The following is a 17,585-nucleotide window of genomic DNA, read 5'->3' as shown; positions in this document are numbered from 1 at the left end:
TACCTGTTTTTATGCAATGGTTGGCTAATTTATTAAAACTTAAATCCTAGCCCTTTCATAAAGTTAAATGCTTCGCTATATTTCTTTTAGAATTATAATTGATATTAATCGGGAGAATTAAAATATTTTAAAAACAAAAAACGCTTCAACCATAAGTTAAAGCGTTTTGCTTGCGGAGAAAGAGGGATTCGAACCCCCGGAGGTGTGACCCTCAACAGTTTTCAAGACTGCCGCATTCGACCACTCTGCCATTTCTCCAGTGTTTAGTCTCATCAGGTATTCCCTGAATGCGGGTGCAAATATAATAACCTTTTTTAAATCTATAAAAGTTTTTTTAAATAAATTTTGAAGGTTTTTTTATGAAAATATTGATAAAATCATCTGCTGCTAAATCTGTATATTGCATAGTGTTATAAAAAGAAATAAATGAGAAGTATTTTAATCGTTATTTTAGGCTTAGTATTTTTATATTCCTGTGGAAGCTCACAAAAGTCATCTAACAAGTCTGGTAATAACAAAAAAGCAGATATCATATCGTATGCAGAGACAATAACTTCAGAGGAACTTCAGAAGTATTTATACAAATTTGCAGGGGATGAATTTGAAGGTAGAGATACAGGAGAACCTGGGCAAAAGAAGGCAGCTGAGTATTTAAAAGAGCAGTATATGAGAATGGGAATTCTTTCTCCACTTGGAGGAGAAGATTATTTCCAGGAAATAGATGAAAGTTATTTTAGAGGAAGAATTAAATCATCTGAAAATGTTTTAGCGTATATAAAAGGAACTGAAAAGCCTGATGAAATAGTAGTAATTTCTGCACATTATGATCATGTAGGAGTCGATTCTAATGGAAATATATATAATGGAGCTGATGACGATGGATCAGGTACTGTAAGTATTTTGGAAATAGCTCAGGCTTTTGCGAAAGCAGCAAAAGATGGTTATGGTCCCAAAAGAACTATATTATTCTTGCACGTAACAGGAGAGGAAAAAGGATTGTACGGATCTAGTTATTATACCGAGAATCCAGTTTTTCCACTAGAAAAGACTGTTGCTAATCTTAATATCGATATGATTGGTCGAATTGATGAAAATCATAAGAGTCCAGAAAAGAATAATTATATCTATTTAATAGGAAGTGATAGGTTGAGTACAGAGTTGCATAATTTAAGTGAAGAAATAAATAAGGAGTTTACTCAATTAGACCTAGACTATACCTACAACGCTAAGGATGATCCGAATAGATTTTATTACCGAAGTGATCATTATAATTTTGCAAAGAATAATATTCCTATCATCTTTTATTTTAACGGTGTTCATGAGGATTATCATGAGCCAACGGATACGGCAGACAAAATAGAATACGATCTGATGACAAAACGGGCTAAACTAATTTTTTATACAGCCTGGGAGATTGCTAATAAAGAAGAAAGATTAATTGTTGATGGTATTGGCAAAGAATAGAATCAGAAAAACTAAGTCTTACGATATGTAATATAAAATGAAAAAGACTCCGTAGTTACGGAGTCTTTCTTTTTAAAAGGGTGGAAGATCGGTCTCGAACCGACGACCTCCTGAACCACAATCAGGCGCTCTAACCAACTGAGCTACAACCACCATTTAATTTCGGCTGCAAAAATAAGGTATTTCTTTGTTTCTGCAAAGAAAAAAATGAAATTATATAAGGTCAAATATGGAATCTACTGCGGCATAGCGTTCTACAGTATAACCTTCTGCATGATCTACTCCGATGATTCTACCTAAATCAGCGGCTCTATAGCGAATACTTTCCATAAAATTCCTGCTAGAAATTGGAGTAGAAGGCGCTTTGCTATCTGCATCATAAAACTGAGTTTTATAGGCCATTACACTTTCCATTTTTTTATCTAAATATCCAGTGATATCTACTACAAAATCTGGTTCCAATATTTTCCATTGGATATAGTGATATACTTTTTTAGGTCTCCAAGCATCTTGCTTCGTTTCTTCTAAAGATGTTTCTATTTTGCGTAATCCTGATAAAAAGCACGAATCACTAACTAATTTGCTTCCTTTACCATGATCTATATGACGATCATCAATAGCATTACAAAGCACTATTTCTGGTTGGTATTTACGTATGATTTGGATAATAGCAAGTTGATGTGCTTCATCATTTTTAAAAAAACCATCTCTAAACCCTAGATTTTCTCGAACAGTTACTCCTAGAATTTCTGCAGCATCCTTTGCTTCTTGATTTCTAGTTTCTGGAGTTCCTCGAGTTCCGAGTTCTCCACGTGTAAGATCTAGAATACCTACTTTTTTACCATGATCAATTTCTTTGGCAAGGGTTCCTGAGCAACTTAGTTCTACATCATCAGGATGCGCTCCAATAGCTAGTATGTCTAGTTTCATATTAATGTTCTAATTCTAAGACTTTAATTTTTTGAAGTGCTTGTTCAATATCCATCATCAAATCTTCTTTTTCTTCAATACCAACACTAAACCTTAGCAACCCATCATTTATTCCTTGGTGCTTTCTTTCTTCTGCAGTTAATAAAGCATGAGAAGTTAGTGTAGGGGAGAGTATGGTACTTTCTACTCCAGCAAGACTCATGGAACTTTTTATAAGCTTTAGTTCTTTCTGAAATTTACTAGCATCTAATCCTTCTTTTAATTCAAATGATAGCATTCCACCAAATCCTTTCATCTGTCTTTTTGCTATTTCATAGTCGGGATGTGATTTTAAACCAGGATAATATACCGCTTGGATATCATCATGTTTTTCTAACCATTTCGCTAGTTTTTTTGCATTTTTATTTTGTTGTCTTACCCGAAGTCCTAAAGTCTTTATGCTTCTTTCTAACATCCATACCGTAAAATCACTTAAACTTCCGCCAAGATTCTTAGCTAACTGAAAAATTTGTTCGATATTTTTTTCGGAAGAAACTACAGCTCCAGCAAGAATATCGCTATGTCCTCCTAGATATTTTGTAGCAGAATGAATTACAATGTCGATACCTAATTCTATAGGATTTTGATTAACAGGAGAAGCAAAGGTATTGTCTATCATCGTAATAATACCCTTTTCCTTTGCTAGTGCTGCTATTGCTTTTATGTCTGTTATTGTTAATAATGGGTTAGAAGGAGTTTCTATATAAATTACTTTAGTGTTGTCTTGGATTTTTTCTTCGAACCCTGTCACGTCCTGACTATCTACAAAGGAGTATTCAATACCATATTTGCTAAATTCTTCATTAACCAAATTAGCAGTACCTCCATAAAGTGTTCTTTGTAATACGATATGATCATCTTTGCTTAAAAAAGCAAGTAAAGCAGTACTAATAGCTGCCATTCCGCTTCCGAAAATAAGTGATGATTCACCTTTTTCAAGTTTTGCAATTTTTTTACAAAGCGCTTCTTGATTTGGAGTATTAAAATAACGTGGATATCTTTTAATATCTACATCTTCAAAAGCATAAGATGTAGAGAGGTAAATAGGAGAAATTGCTCCTTTGAATTGTTTATCTTCTATTTCTCCCACATGGGTGCAAATAGTATTAAAACCAGTGTCTTTTGAGTTCATGTTAGTGTTCTAAGCTTAAATTGAGCTCTAAAAATACTATATAAAAGATTAAAGAGAATAAGCTTTAACAGAATAAGTTAATAAATAAGAAAAGAACTAGAATTAATTGATGTATTTTACTTTGGAAATATTCTTCATGATTGTTTGGAAGAATTGCTGAGTATCGTATGGTTTAATGATCACATCATTCATTCCTACTGATAAAGCTTGATCTCTAATCTCACCTTCTTCAACTGCTGTAAGTGCTATGATTGGGATATGAGTATTAAAGGTTCTTATAACAGTGGTAGCATCTAAACCATTCATTTCGGGCATGTTTATGTCCATAAGAACTAAGTCAAATGCATTTGTTTTCACCATCTCAATAGCTTTCATACCATTGCTAGCCAGATCACAAGTATACCCCTTTTTCTTAAGAATATTTTGAGTAACTATTTGATTGATTTTGTTATCATCAACGATAAGAATATTAAAATTGGTAGTTCCAATACTGATACTTTCTCCCGTTTGAGAAGAGATATCTTTTTCTTTTACCGCTTTTTCATACACTAAATCAAACGTAAATTCAGAGCCAACACCTTCTTCACTATCAATAAAAATTTCACTCTTATGAAGGTGAATTAGTTTTTTTACGATCGCTAGTCCTAGACCAGTACCTTCGTATTCTTGATTCTCATTTTTTACCTGAGCAAAGTTTTCAAAAATAGTAGCTTGCTTGCTTTTTGGTATCCCAATACCGTCATCTTTAATGATAAAACGTAAATTGTAATTATCTCCTTCAGATGCTTGGCTTTTTACTTTGATCCAAATATTCCCATTATTAGTAAACTTTAAAGCATTACCAATCAGATTTATCAATATCTGAGATAGTCTTACAGAATCACCAAGTAATGTAGTTTTAATGTTTCTATCAATATCAATATGAACAGTATTGTTATTGTTTTTTTGTTTTGAATGGAGGGAGTTTACAATCCCCTCTATTAAAGACCTAAGATCAAAGGAAACTTTTTCTAGTTTTACTTCATTAGTTTCTATCTTACTTAATTGAAGCACATCATTAATCAGCGCAAGCAAATAATCCCCAGAAAATTTCAAAGATTCTAAATATTCATTTTTCTTCTTTTCTTCTGGGTTTTCCATAAGTAATGAAGTAAGACCTATAACCCCATAAAGAGGTGTTCTTAGTTCATGACTTACAGTAGAGATAAACTGAGATTTAAGTGTGGAAACTTGTTCTGCAGTTTCTTTTGCGTTCACCAACTCCTTATTCTTCTCTATAAGATCATAATTAAGCTTCTTCTTTTGTAAATTGTTTTTGTAAGAACTGATTAAGAAAGCTAGAGAAATTAATATTAGTACTACTCCAAGTATGGTAATGATTTGCCATTTGATTTCTTTAGAATAGTTTTTTGCATCCTTTTCATCAGCTTTTTTTACCTTATCCTTCATTCGATTTACATCGAACTCAATCTCCGCTTTTATCAGTTCTATTTTTCTGGTAATTGCTTCGGATTTTTTTTGGTTTTCGTAATGTTTTTCTAGATACGGAATGGCTTTTTCAAATTCCTTTTTAGCCCTGTAAACTCTATGTTTTGTGTAATATGCAGTGGCAAGTTCTTGATAAGAGTTAGAAATTACTAGTTCGTTATTTTCAATATTATTTATTTCACTACTGGCGTAGGATACAGCATTATCAATGTGTTCGTCCGCTCTTTCATATCTGCGTACCCTTAGGAAATATTTTCCTAACAAATTACTTAATTTGATTTTTTGACTTGGAGCTAAATCAAAATTGGACCCTATTAATGCTCTTACTTTTGTTAGGTATTTATCACTCGTTTGGTAATCTCTATTATCAATATAGTGTTCTGCAAGTGTTAACCAAGGTTTAATAATTTTTGTAGTATCATTAATCTCTTTGGCTATTTTAGAACTTTCTGTAAGATGATTGATACCATTTTGTACTTTGTTATCATTCTTCAGATATAATTTTCCTAGATTATACGTTATTTTTGCCTGTACTTCTTTGCTTTTTGAAGTAGAAGCATAGGTTATAGCAGTTATATAATTGGTAATCGCTTCGCTATCCTGGCTATTTAGCTCATGTATCTTTCCGATTAGAAAGCGTATTTTTGCTCTACTTCTATCATCGTTATTGTAGGTAGCGCTTTTTAAAGCAACTTGTACTTTTTCTAAAGCTTGTTGATACTTAAATTCTTCCAAGAACAATTCTGCTTGTTCTATATGGATTTGAATACTATCTCTATCTAGAGATGATTGTGCTACTGTACCAATGTAAATACAAGTAAAAAATAAATAGATTATATGTTTTGTAAAGTTCTTCAACTTTTTGGTTTAGAGGCTAATTATATGCAGCGAAAATACAAAAATAGATCTAACAATGTGCAAATCATCGTGTAAAAAGAACAATTTATCCGTAATTTATGTAAGGTATTTTATTTTTTTGTAAGAATTTTTGAAGTATTGTTAGAAAGATACTTGTGTATTAGAAAAAACTATATGAATATAAAAAAATCTAATTATCGTATCCTTTATATATGTATAGGCAGCGTATATTTGCCACTTCAAAAATTAATTAATTACTTTTTAAATTAACAAAAAAATGGCATTTGTAGGTAAAAAATTCCCAGATCTTAACGTTGACGCAATGAATGAAATGGGAGATACTTTCAAACTAAACGTATTGGAAGAGGCAAAAAATAACAACAAAAAGGTACTTTTATTCTGGTACCCTAAAGATTTTACTTTTGTTTGTCCAACGGAATTACACGCATTTCAGGAGGCTTTAGTAGAATTTGAAAAAAGAAACACAATTGTAATTGGTGCTTCTTGTGATACTCCTGAAGTTCATTTTGCATGGTTAAACACTTCTAAAGACAACGGAGGTATAGAAGGTGTAACATATCCTATTTTAGCAGATTCTAATCGTAATCTAGCGAGCACATTAGGAATTTTAGATATCACTAATGAAACGTACAATGAAGAAACAGGTGTTGTAACTGTAGAAGGAGATAACGTTACCTACAGAGCTACATATTTAATTGATGAAGAAGGAACTGTTTTTCATGAAGGGATCAACCATATGCCAGTAGGAAGAAATGTAGCAGAGTTTTTAAGATTGATCGATGCTTATGCTCATGTACAGAAAAACGGAGAAGTATGTCCTGCGAATTGGGAAGAAGGTAAAGAAGCAATGTCTGCAAATAGAGATGGAGTAGCTTCTTATTTAGCTTCTCACTAAGAACTTAGATCAAAATAGTTTTAGAAGAAACTTCTCTAAATACTAAAAGTAGTAAAGAGAAGTTTCTGTTTTACACGAAAAAAATAGATTATGATTCAAGAATTAACAGCGGATAATCTTTCTGAATTAGTACAAGCTAATGATAAAGTTATCGTTCAGTATTCTGCTACATGGTGCGGTAATTGTAGAATTATGAAGCCAAAATTTAAAAAATTAGCTTCTGAAAATGAAGATGCTACTTTTGTAATTGTTGATGCAGAAAAAAATCCAGAATCCAGAAAAATGGCCACGGTAGATAACCTGCCAACGTTTGCTACTTTTAAAAATGGAGATTTTGTGAATCAGGTACAGACAAATAAGTTTGAAGTTTTAAAAGATTTAGTAAATGAAGTTACCAATAATTAAACATTTAACGTCTTTTATAGAGGAGAATGATGAGGATTTTGTTGTGGAAGCAATAGAAACTTTGGAAGCACTTACAGAAGTTCCTTCCTTAAAGGATGAGGAGCTAGATGTAATAGGAGAGCTTATTTCTAATATGTATGGTGCCATTGAAGTCAATAAAATGGTTAAAGAAGGTACTCCAAAAAAGGAAGCCCTAAATGGTTTTATGCAACGAGTTATGGGATCTATCGACACTTAAAATATTCCTAATCATATGTGCTCAAGCGATTATATTTTATAAAAAAGCCGAAACAATATTGTTTCGGCTTTTTTATAAAATACTTTTTTACAGATTTTAATTTGATATTACTTATACCTAATTCTTAATGGATTTTAAGTTTCCTTTTTTAATTTTTGAAAGATTTAAAATACATTTTGTTTAGAAATTTGAACATCTGAGAAATAAGTAACCAATAATAATGTGAAGGTTAACATAATATTTTTCTCATGAAGATTAAGGTTTGTTTATTTTAAAAACATTTATCCTCTTTAAAACCCTAAAAATTTTTTTATTTCTTGGTTAATGTGTAAACTTGAAGTAGAAATAAATAGGCTTAAATCTAAAGTTAAAAACACATAAAAAATGGCTACAATCACATTAGGAGGAAACGAGATACACACCAGTGGTGAACTTCCAAAAGTAGGAGAAAAAGCTCCAGATTTCGCATTGGTAAATACTGATTTATCAGTAGCAAAATTATCAGATTATGAAGGATCTAGGGTAGTACTTAATGTTTTTCCTTCGATAGACACAGATGTATGTGCTACATCGGTAAGACAATTTAATCAACAAGCTAGTCAATTAGAGAATACTAAAGTACTGTGTATTTCTAAAGATTTACCTTTTGCACAAAAAAGATTTTGTGGAGCAGAAGGGTTGGAAGGAGTCATCAATCAATCTGATTTTAGAGAAGGTAAATTTGGTAAAGATTATGGTTTAGAAATCGTTGATGGACCTTTACAAGGATTGCACTCTAGAGCGGTTATAGTACTTGATGAAAAAGGTACTGTGGTGTATACAGAACAAGTTCCGGAGATTGCTCAAGAGCCTAATTACGAAAATGCTCTAAAAACATTGGCATAATCATTATATGAGTAATTTCTCAAAGTTTATACTTGGCAGAATACGAGGATGTGGATATGCATTAAAAGGTGCATTGATTTTGATTAAAACAGAACCAAGTATTCAGGTACAGGCTGTCATAGCAATTATTATGACAGCCTTAGGTTTTTATATGAATATCACCGCGACCGAATGGATATTACAAACTTTTGCGATTGGATTGGTTATGAGTATTGAAGGATTAAATACCACAGTAGAAGCAATCGCAGATTTTATTCATCCAGATTTTCATAATAAAATAGGTTTTATTAAAGATATCGCGGCTGGAGCTGTTTTTATAGCCGCGATTACAGCAGTAATTATAGGAGGTGTCATCTATATACCTTACTTGTTATAGAAAATTTTTTTTCCATTTTTACGTTCCAATATAGATATTCGTATTTTTGCGATAACATATCCAAAAAATGGCAAAAAAAAAGGCAACAACAAAAAGAAAAACCACTAAAAAAACTAAAACTCCTCTAAAAGAAAGACTTACTTTGTCTAGGCAACAAAAGGTTATTTTGGGAAGTTTTTTGTTCTTTTTAGGTATTGCATTATTCTTTTCTTTTATTTCGTTTTTCTTCAATTGGAAAATAGACCAGAGTGAAATTTCTCAATTTCCTGACAGAACGGCATCAGCAAAAAATTGGCTTAGTATTTCTGGAGCAAAGGTTAGTGACTTTTTTATTTTTAGAGGTTTTGGAATATCAGCCTTAATATTACCTGTTTTAATTTCCCTAACAGGAGTTTACTTATTTTTTGATTTAAACAGAAAAAAATTAGCAGGGTTCTGGTTTTGGGGAACTTTAGTAATGCTTTGGATATCTGTAGTTTTTGGCTTTGTACAAAAAGAAAGTGGTCTATTTGCTGGAGTTATAGGTTATGAAGTAAATGATTTTATGCAGGATTATATTGGCTTTATTGGAACTGTATTGGTACTAGCATTTTTTGCTATAGTATACATTGTAGTTCGTTTACGATACACGCCAGAAAAGATATCAGCTTCTTTAAAGAAAACTCAAAGTGAAATCACAAAAGATTATCAGGCAGCTAAAAAATTGAATGGAGCAAAAAAAGTAAAGACAGCAGAAAAACCAGTAGATGAAGAAAAAGAGGAATTATCAATTGGCGAGACGCAAGATTTATCGATAGAGAAACCTTTAGCGAATGCAAATACAACTCAATCAACTCATATCTTAGATAAAACGAATACATCTAGTAGAACAACGGTAAATGAATTTTACGGAAATCCTGAAAATCAGTCAGATGAAATTCCAGAGAAATTGATCATAAAATCTGAAGATAATCCAGAAGATATTGCCATGGAAGTAGAGGCTGTGGTAGAAGAGGAAGAGGTAGAAAATCTTAGTGCTAAGCTGGTTAAAGACTTTGGAGAGTTTGATCCAAAGTTAGAGCTAGGAAATTTTAAATTCCCAACTATAGAATTACTAAAAGATTATTCTGTGCAGAATGGAGGTATTACTATAGACCAGGGAGAATTAGAAGAAAATAAGAACCGAATTGTAGAGACCCTTAAGAACTACAAAATAGAAATAGCTCAGATCAAGGCGACTGTAGGACCTACGGTAACATTATATGAAATTGTACCAGAAGCCGGTATTCGTATTTCTAAAATCAAAAATTTGGAGGACGATATAGCACTTTCTTTAGCAGCTTTAGGAATTCGAATTATTGCACCAATACCTGGAAAAGGAACGATTGGTATCGAAGTACCTAATAAAAAATCTACCATTGTCTCTATGAGGTCGGCTATAGGTTCTTCTAAGTTTCAAGGAGCAGAAATGGAATTACCATTATCGTTGGGGAAAACAATTTCGAATGAGACTTTTGTTGTTGATTTGGCAAAAATGCCCCACTTATTAATGGCAGGAGCTACAGGACAAGGAAAATCCGTTGGACTAAATGCTATTTTAACTTCCTTACTTTATAAAAAACATCCTGCAGAAGTAAAGTTTGTTTTGGTGGATCCTAAAAAAGTAGAACTTACTTTATTCAATAAAATAGAAAGACACTATTTAGCTAAACTGCCAGATGCGGAAGAAGCTATCATAACCGATAATAATAAAGTAATTAATACACTTAATTCTTTGTGTATTGAAATGGATGCTCGATATGACTTGCTAAAAAATGCAATGGTTCGTAATATTAAGGAGTATAATGCAAAATTTAAAGCAAGAAAACTAAATCCAGAAAATGGACATAAGTTTCTGCCATACATTGTTTTGGTTGTGGATGAGTTCGCAGATCTTATCATGACTGCGGGGAAAGAAGTAGAGACACCAATTGCTAGATTAGCACAATTAGCCAGAGCAATTGGAATACATTTGATCATCGCTACACAACGACCATCGGTAAATGTGATTACTGGTATGATTAAAGCTAATTTCCCAGCTCGAATTGCATTTAGAGTTACCTCAAAAATTGATTCTAGAACAATTTTAGATACAGGAGGAGCAGATCAATTAATTGGTAGAGGAGATATGTTATATACGCAAGGTAATGATTTGGTTAGGATACAGTGTGCCTTTGTAGATACACCAGAAGTGGAACGCATTACCGAGTATATTGGTAGTCAAAAAGCATATCCTGAAGCACATATATTGCCAGAGTATTCTGGGGAAGAAAGTGGCACAAGTCTTGATATAGATGTAAAAGATCGCGATAAGCTTTTTAATGAAGCTGCAGAAGTTATTGTCACAGCACAACAAGGTTCGGCGTCTTTATTACAAAGAAAATTAAAATTAGGATATAATAGAGCAGGAAGATTGATTGATCAATTAGAAGCTGCTGGCATTGTTGGACCATTCGAAGGAAGTAAAGCGAGACAAGTTTTAGTTACGGATTTGGTCGCTCTAAAACAATTATTAGACGCTGAGTAGAACTCAGTAATGATTTAAATTTAAACTACACAAAGATTACAGAATGATACGAAGAATATTTTTTTTAGCAATAGCAACACTTTTTATAACCACTGCACACGCTCAAGATGCTAAAAAGCTTTTGGATGAAGTGTCGGCAAAAGTAAAAAGCTATGATAATATTGTGATTGGATTTAAGTATGCCTTAAATAATCCTGCAGAAAATGTATCTCAAGAAACTAGAGGAGATGTTACTTTATTAGGAGAGAAGTATTTATTGAATCTTATGGGTACAGAGCAAATGTATGATGGAAATAAATTGCACATCATTATTCCTGAAGATGAAGAAATTAATATTTCTTCACAAAGTCCAGAAGATGAAGCTAGTGTTACACCTTCTAAAATGCTAACGTTTTATGAAGATGGATATACTTCAAAAATGGATATCGTACAAAATGTACAAGGAAGGAAAATTCAGTTTGTGAAATTAAATCCAATAGATACTAATAGTGATCTTAAAGAGATATTATTAGGAATAGATAAACAAACAAAGCATATCTATAAATTGATTTTAATGCAAAATAATGGTACTAATATTACAATCACAGTAAATAGTTTTAAGACAAATCAACCGTTGTCGAGTACGTTATTTGTATTTGATGAATCAAAGTATGCTAATTATTACATCAATCGTTTAGATTAATTATATATTTAGGCATTATTAGTAAATCATAAACATCCCGAAGTTATTCGGGATTATATTTTATATATACGAATAGGTGAAAATATTAGACAGATATATTCTTACAACTTTTTTAAAGACTTTTTTTCCGCTCTTTATCATTATTATGTTCATTCTTTTGTTGCAAACGATCTGGTTATTTATATCAGAATTAGCAGGGAAAGATTTAGATTTTTCGGTAATTATTAAGTTTTTAACCTACGCAACGCCTAGGTTAATTCCTATGGTTTTGCCACTTACCATTTTGCTTACTTCTATTATGATCTTTGGTAATTTTGCAGAGAACTACGAGTTTGCAGCAATGAAATCATCGGGGATATCTTTGCAAAGAGCCATGAGAACATTATCTGTATTTATATTTTTTGTTGGTATTGGAGCGTTTTTGTTTTCAAATACAGTGATTCCTAGTTCAGAGAGAAAATTTGTAAATCTTCGGAAGAATATAGTAAAGGTCAAACCCGCTATGGTAATTACTCCTAATCAATTTAATGATTTGGGAGATATTAATATTCGAGTCTCAGAAAAATATGGAGACAATGATCAGTTTTTAAAAGATGTGATTATCCATAAAAAAGCTGCTAGAGTTGGAAACTTTACCGTGATTAAAGCTACTGATGGTGAATTAAAAGGTAGTATAGATTCGGATTTAATTACGTTGGTTCTTAATGATGGTAATTACTATGATGAGATTGAACAAAAATCTCCAAAGCAAAGAAAGAAATTACCTTTTGCAAAAACACATTTTGAGCAATATGTTCTAAATATAGATTTATCATCTTTGGATAATGTTGATATGGATGCCCAACAATATAGCAAGGGGTATAATATGCTTAACGTAAACGGTCTTAGAAACGAAATCGACACATTATCAATACAGGTTAATACCGAGTATACATCTGCTGATGATGATGTGAATAGAAGAAATGGGTTTAAAGATTTGAATCGAAACTTAAAAATAGATACCTTAAAAAAAGCTACAAAAGATACACTAGATTTAATTGAAGAACGATTTAGTATAAAACAAAGATCACAAATATATAATCTTGCTTTTTCTAATGTAGATGGAGCAATTAGAAGAATCCAAACAGCTAAGAGAGCTGTAGAAGTAAAGAAAAGAGCTCTTAATAAGTATGAGATGTCATTACACGACAAATATGCATTAGGAATTTCTTGTGTACTATTGTTTTTTGTAGGTGCTCCGCTTGGAGCGATTATTAGAAAAGGAGGTTTAGGACTTCCTATTGTTATTGGAGTAGTATTATTTCTTTCATATCATTTTATCGGGATATTTGCAAAGAACGGAGCAGAAGAAGGAGGAATTCCACCATTTGTGGGTTCTTGGTTGTCTACCTTCATAATTTTTCCTTTGAGTATCTTCCTTACCTATAGAGCTACAAGAGATAGAGGATTTGTAAGTTTTGATATTGTGATGCAGCCTATTCGTGATTTCTTTGCTAGAATTAGTAGTAAGTCAGAAAAAGTGAAGAGCGTTAATGATGTATCCGATAAACAGTTGGATGTTATTATCGATGACAATACAATGATTGCTGTAGAAAAATCTCGAAAAGATTTTAAAGAAAACTCTTCCATAGCATTGACAATGTTTATCTTCCTGGTACTTATTAATATCATTATTACTTTAATTTCAAAAGGAGCTGGGGATAGTAAATTGATGTTATTAGCTTTTAATATACTAGGAGCCATCACCTACATTGTATTTCATATAAAAGCGTACATAAACCTTAAAAGTTTTTATTCTGGATTAAAAGGTTTCCTAAAGCAACCATCTTTAATACTCTTTCTAGTAGTTGGAATAGTTTTATTTCCACTAGCATATTTTGTATATCTAAAAAGATCGAATCGAGACCTCGATAGCGTCAGATAATTCATTGATACTTTCCATTTAAGAATTATATAAAGTACCTTTGCTTTTTAATAAAGAATCGGATTCATATGTCACAAATTACGGACACAAAAAATAAGGTTAAGCTAAATACCATCCAAGAAGCTATTGATGATATTCGCCAAGGAAAGGTGATTATTGTAGTAGATGATGAGGACAGAGAAAATGAAGGAGATTTTCTAGCTGCAGCTGAAAAAGTTACGCCCGAAATGATCAATTTTATGGCTACACATGGTAGAGGATTAATTTGTGCTCCAATAACAGAACAACGTTGTAAGGATTTGAAGCTGAATATGATGGTGGATAATAATACCGATCCTATGGAAACAGCTTTCACAATTTCTGTGGATCTTAAAGGGAATGGTGTTACTACAGGTATTTCCGCGAGCGATCGTGCTAAGACCATTCAGTCGTTAATTGATCCAAATACTAAGTCCCACGAATTAGCCCGTCCTGGACATATTTTTCCTTTGAAAGCAAAAGAAGGAGGAGTGCTCAGAAGAACAGGTCATACAGAAGCAGCGATTGATTTTGCAAGACTAGCAGGTTTAAAACCAGCAGGAGTAATTGTAGAAATCATGAATGAAGATGGTAGTATGGCACGTCTTCCTCAATTGGTGGAAGTAGCAAAAAAATATGACCTTAAACTAGTTTCAATAGAGGATTTAGTAGCATATCGCATGCAACACGATTCTCTTATCGAAAAGAAAGAAGATTTTGATATTGTAACACGTTTTGGAAAATATAGATTAAGAGCTTATAAGCAAACTACCAACAGTCAAATTCATATTGCATTAACAAAAGGTAGTTGGGCTGATAGCGAACCTGTATTAACAAGAATAAATTCCACTTTATTTAATAACGATATTCTCGGAACTTTAACAAACAATGCGGATGAGCGTTTAGATGCGATGTTTACCACTATTAATAAAGAAGGAAAAGGAGCTATTGTCTTTATTAATCAAGAAAGTCAATCTTTTAACCTGTTAAATAGGTTAAAGGCGTTAAACGAAGCTCAAAATGGTGATGAGGTGGTAAAAGCACCAAAAATGGCTATGGATTCCAAAGATTTTGGAATTGGGGCACAAATCTTACATGATTTAAATATTCATAAACTACGATTGATATCTAATAGCATTCAACAAAAACGAGTAGGTATGATAGGATACGGGTTAGAGATCTTAGAATACGTAAATTACTAAAAATACAACTATAAAATACTTTTTAGAGCTTCAATCATTTTTGAAGCTCTTTCTTTTACTTCTTGTTCTGTCCAACCTACTTTAATTAGACAAGAGATTGTTCTACCCATCCAAGCATCACTAGCATCAAAAGATTTATTATTTTTTTGTAAACCTGCTAACTGTTCTTCAGAAAGCTTGTTTAATGAAGTAGGTTCTAGAAGATGTTCCCATTTTCTATAGTAATGCCAATTGTTATCATACCAATAAAAACAAACATCTACTCCATGTTCTCCAAATGCAGTATGCGCCTTTTTAGCCAGTTTTTCAGTAGGTAAAAAGATATTTAGAAAAGCATAACTTTCTACTCCTGTTTCAGGAACTCTTCTAAAGGTAACTTCTGGAATATCCGATAAAGCATTCCGAAGTATAGTATAGTTTTTCTCTTGCAGTGCTAATGTACTATCCAGTTTTCTTAATTGAGCAATACCTACTGCAGCATTCAGCTCTGAAAGTCTGTAATTATATCCAAGAAAAGGGTGTGTTTCTGCTCCACGATTGTTTCCTATATGATCGTGTCCATGATCTTGATATTTATGAGCATGATCTGCATATTGTTTGTGGTTTGTGATCAAACCACCGCCTTCGCCACAGGTTACCGTCTTTACATAATCAAAGGAAAAACATCCTAAATCTCCATAACTTCCCAGTGGTTTATTATCATATGTTCCACCGATAGCTTGACATGCGTCTTCTAATAGAATCAAATTGTGCTCATCACAAATGGTTTTTAATTTTTTCAAGTCAGCCATGGAACCACACATATGTACAGGCATAACTACCTTAGTTTTGTCTGTGATTGCAGCTTTTACGGCTTCTGGATCTAAAGTTAAAGTATCATCTATATCACATAGGATAGGAGTAGCGCCAACGGATAATATGGCTTCGAAACTTGCTACAAATGTAAAAGTAGGCATGATTACTTCATCACCAGAACCAACACCTGCAGAAGCTAAAGCTACTGTTAATGCAGCTGTTCCGCTAGATACTACTTGAGCATATTTTGATTGCATTCTTTTGGCAAGATCTTTTTCTAGTTCTAGCGCTTTATAGTGTCCATTTCTATTTCCATCAAAACCATATCGCATTAAAACTCCATTGTCTAATACATCTTGCACTTCCTTTTGTTCTTCAGTTCCAAATAGCTCAAATCCTGGCATAGGTATAGTCTTAAAATTAAAAACTCTTTTCGGCAAAAATACCGAAAAGAGTTTTGAAAATATAAAGGATATCTTATCTTTTTGACTAGTAATTATCGATAATCTTAGAAACAAAAGCAAAGTATCTACTAGGATCTCTAAGCGAAGCACTGTAAGAACCCTCTGTGTCAATTACTTTACCTTTATGATTCATCGCAATAATATTAGGAAAACCACCTTCCTTATTATAGAGTTTTACTAATTTTTTATTTGCTTTTAGTTGGTTTTCCGTTAGAATATCCATTCTTCTGGGAATATCTACTTTAAGTAAAACCACGGATTGTGATTGTCTATTAAACTTTTCGGTAGAAAAGAAGTCTTGCTCTAACATAATGCAAGGAGCACACCAATCACTACCAGTAAAATACATTAATATAGGTTTCTTGGATTCTTTTGATACTTCCTTTGCGGTTTCGAAATCGGTTAACCAGTTTAATTTTGATTCCTGACTATATGATGATATCACAAAAATGAATATTAAAAACGATATGATCTTTTTCATTTTTATAAAGTTTTAGATACAACAAAATTATAATAATTTTCATATACCAAATATCCTGCCAAGGATATGGTTATAAAACAATTACTGTTTCGTCTATCGTACGTCTTACTTTTTTTAAGGTAGCAAACATATCATCTTCAGCACGATATCCGACTGGTAAGACCAATACAGAAGTAAGTCCTCGTTTTGATAATTCTAGAATTTCATCATACTTTTCTGGAAGAAAACCTTCCATAGGGCAGGCATCAATTTTTTCAGTTGCGCAAACTGTTAATAGATTCCCCATAGCTAAATAGGCTTGCTTAGCTGCCCAATTAGCAATTTCATCTGCCTCCTTGGTTTTAAACGAGTCTATAAGTTGTTCTCTAAAAGGTTTTAATATTTCTTCAGGAGTATTTCTTATAGCTTTTACGTGATCAAAGTATTTGGTGATATACGTTTCCCCAACTGTTTTTTCAATACAGATAATAAATACATGTGATGCATCTGCAACTTGTTGTTGATTCCACGAGTGTGCGGTAAGTTCTTTCTGTAATTCTTTATTTTTTAATACGACCAGTTTTAGAGGTTGTAATCCATAAGAGGTAGCAGTAAGATTAAATGCTTTGATAAGTATATTGACTTTTTCCTCTGGTAGTATTCTAGTATTATCAAATTTTTTTGTCGCATAGCGCCATTGTAAGCTTTCTATAATTTCCATTCTAGAATTTTAAAAATATGCTGCAAAGATACAGCTATAAGAG

16 protein-coding genes and 2 tRNA genes are annotated in these 17,585 nt (G+C 32.4%); 10 read left to right on the top strand and 8 right to left on the bottom strand.

Annotated features, from left to right (window positions below):
• Positions 1-173 precede the first annotated feature (173 nt).
• Positions 174-258 (bottom strand) — tRNA-Ser (locus tag Q1B37_RS20180).
• Between the two features lie 168 nt (positions 259-426).
• Here Q1B37_RS20180 and Q1B37_RS20175 point away from each other — a divergent pair.
• A complete protein-coding gene (locus Q1B37_RS20175; RefSeq protein ID WP_299901784.1) occupies positions 427-1,464 on the top strand; it encodes a M28 family metallopeptidase in 1,038 nt (345 codons plus the stop codon).
• A gap of 78 nt (positions 1,465-1,542) precedes the next feature.
• Here Q1B37_RS20175 and Q1B37_RS20170 read toward each other — a convergent pair.
• The 4 genes from Q1B37_RS20170 to Q1B37_RS20155 all read right to left on the bottom strand — a co-directional run bounded on the left by Q1B37_RS20170 (position 1,543) and on the right by Q1B37_RS20155 (position 5,911).
• Positions 1,543-1,618: transfer RNA gene (locus Q1B37_RS20170), tRNA-His, on the bottom strand.
• 59 nt (positions 1,619-1,677) lie between these two features.
• Entirely contained in the window at positions 1,678-2,394 is a 717-nt protein-coding gene (bshB1, locus tag Q1B37_RS20165) for a bacillithiol biosynthesis deacetylase BshB1 (RefSeq protein WP_299901781.1), read from the bottom strand.
• A gap of 1 nt (position 2,395) precedes the next feature.
• Positions 2,396-3,565: a PLP-dependent aspartate aminotransferase family protein gene (locus Q1B37_RS20160; RefSeq protein WP_299901778.1), complete on the bottom strand. Its 1,170-nt coding sequence runs from the start codon at positions 3,563-3,565 to the stop codon at positions 2,396-2,398.
• Positions 3,566-3,667: 102 nt separating this feature from the next.
• The gene (locus Q1B37_RS20155) at positions 3,668-5,911 is read right to left on the bottom strand and encodes a response regulator (RefSeq protein WP_299600301.1); all 2,244 of its coding nucleotides are present in this window, start codon (positions 5,909-5,911) and stop codon (positions 3,668-3,670) included.
• A gap of 277 nt (positions 5,912-6,188) precedes the next feature.
• Here Q1B37_RS20155 and Q1B37_RS20150 point away from each other — a divergent pair, with 277 nt between their 5' ends.
• From Q1B37_RS20150 to ribB, 9 genes are all read left to right on the top strand, one after another.
• Entirely contained in the window at positions 6,189-6,827 is a 639-nt protein-coding gene (locus Q1B37_RS20150) for a peroxiredoxin (protein WP_299600304.1), read from the top strand.
• Between the two features lie 90 nt (positions 6,828-6,917).
• Positions 6,918-7,232, top strand: a complete 315-nt coding sequence (locus Q1B37_RS20145) for a thioredoxin family protein (RefSeq protein WP_299600308.1) — start codon at positions 6,918-6,920, stop codon at positions 7,230-7,232.
• Positions 7,213-7,470: a hypothetical protein gene (locus Q1B37_RS20140; RefSeq protein WP_299600312.1), complete on the top strand. Its 258-nt coding sequence runs from the start codon at positions 7,213-7,215 to the stop codon at positions 7,468-7,470. Before Q1B37_RS20145 ends, Q1B37_RS20140 begins: the two co-directional genes overlap by 20 nt.
• 384 nt (positions 7,471-7,854) lie before the next feature.
• The gene (gene tpx / locus Q1B37_RS20135; RefSeq protein ID WP_299901775.1) at positions 7,855-8,355 is read left to right on the top strand and encodes a thiol peroxidase; all 501 of its coding nucleotides are present in this window, start codon (positions 7,855-7,857) and stop codon (positions 8,353-8,355) included.
• Positions 8,356-8,362: 7 nt separating this feature from the next.
• Entirely contained in the window at positions 8,363-8,731 is a 369-nt protein-coding gene (locus Q1B37_RS20130) for a diacylglycerol kinase family protein (RefSeq protein WP_299600319.1), read from the top strand.
• Positions 8,732-8,798: 67 nt separating this feature from the next.
• Positions 8,799-11,276, top strand: coding sequence for a DNA translocase FtsK (locus Q1B37_RS20125; protein ID WP_299901773.1), 2,478 nt, complete (start codon positions 8,799-8,801; stop codon positions 11,274-11,276).
• A gap of 43 nt (positions 11,277-11,319) precedes the next feature.
• Positions 11,320-11,958, top strand: coding sequence for an outer membrane lipoprotein carrier protein LolA (locus Q1B37_RS20120; protein WP_299901770.1), 639 nt, complete (start codon positions 11,320-11,322; stop codon positions 11,956-11,958).
• Positions 11,959-12,034: 76 nt separating this feature from the next.
• Positions 12,035-13,882 carry an LptF/LptG family permease gene (locus Q1B37_RS20115; protein ID WP_299901767.1) on the top strand — a complete coding sequence of 616 codons (1,848 nt, stop codon included), beginning with the start codon at positions 12,035-12,037 and terminating at the stop codon, positions 13,880-13,882.
• Positions 13,883-13,950: 68 nt separating this feature from the next.
• Positions 13,951-15,102 carry a 3,4-dihydroxy-2-butanone-4-phosphate synthase gene (ribB, locus tag Q1B37_RS20110; RefSeq protein WP_299901765.1) on the top strand — a complete coding sequence of 384 codons (1,152 nt, stop codon included), beginning with the start codon at positions 13,951-13,953 and terminating at the stop codon, positions 15,100-15,102.
• A gap of 8 nt (positions 15,103-15,110) precedes the next feature.
• Here ribB and Q1B37_RS20105 read toward each other — a convergent pair whose 3' ends face one another.
• The 3 genes from Q1B37_RS20105 to Q1B37_RS20095 all read right to left on the bottom strand — a co-directional run bounded on the left by Q1B37_RS20105 (position 15,111) and on the right by Q1B37_RS20095 (position 17,542).
• Positions 15,111-16,301 carry a DegT/DnrJ/EryC1/StrS aminotransferase family protein gene (locus Q1B37_RS20105; RefSeq protein WP_299901762.1) on the bottom strand — a complete coding sequence of 397 codons (1,191 nt, stop codon included), beginning with the start codon at positions 16,299-16,301 and terminating at the stop codon, positions 15,111-15,113.
• Positions 16,302-16,386: 85 nt separating this feature from the next.
• On the bottom strand, positions 16,387-16,842 hold the full coding sequence (locus Q1B37_RS20100) for a thioredoxin family protein (RefSeq protein ID WP_299600329.1): 456 nt from the start codon (positions 16,840-16,842) through the stop codon (positions 16,387-16,389).
• Positions 16,843-16,912: 70 nt separating this feature from the next.
• A complete protein-coding gene (locus tag Q1B37_RS20095) occupies positions 16,913-17,542 on the bottom strand; it encodes an NAD(P)H-dependent oxidoreductase (RefSeq protein WP_299901759.1) in 630 nt (209 codons plus the stop codon).
• Between the last annotated feature and the right edge of the window lie 43 nt (positions 17,543-17,585).

The sequence above is a fragment of the uncultured Aquimarina sp. genome (assembly GCF_947492965.1).
Taxonomy (GTDB): domain Bacteria; phylum Bacteroidota; class Bacteroidia; order Flavobacteriales; family Flavobacteriaceae; genus Aquimarina.
The sequence above is the reverse complement of the archived record's forward strand: the minus strand, read 5'-3'. Positions and strand labels throughout refer to the sequence as shown.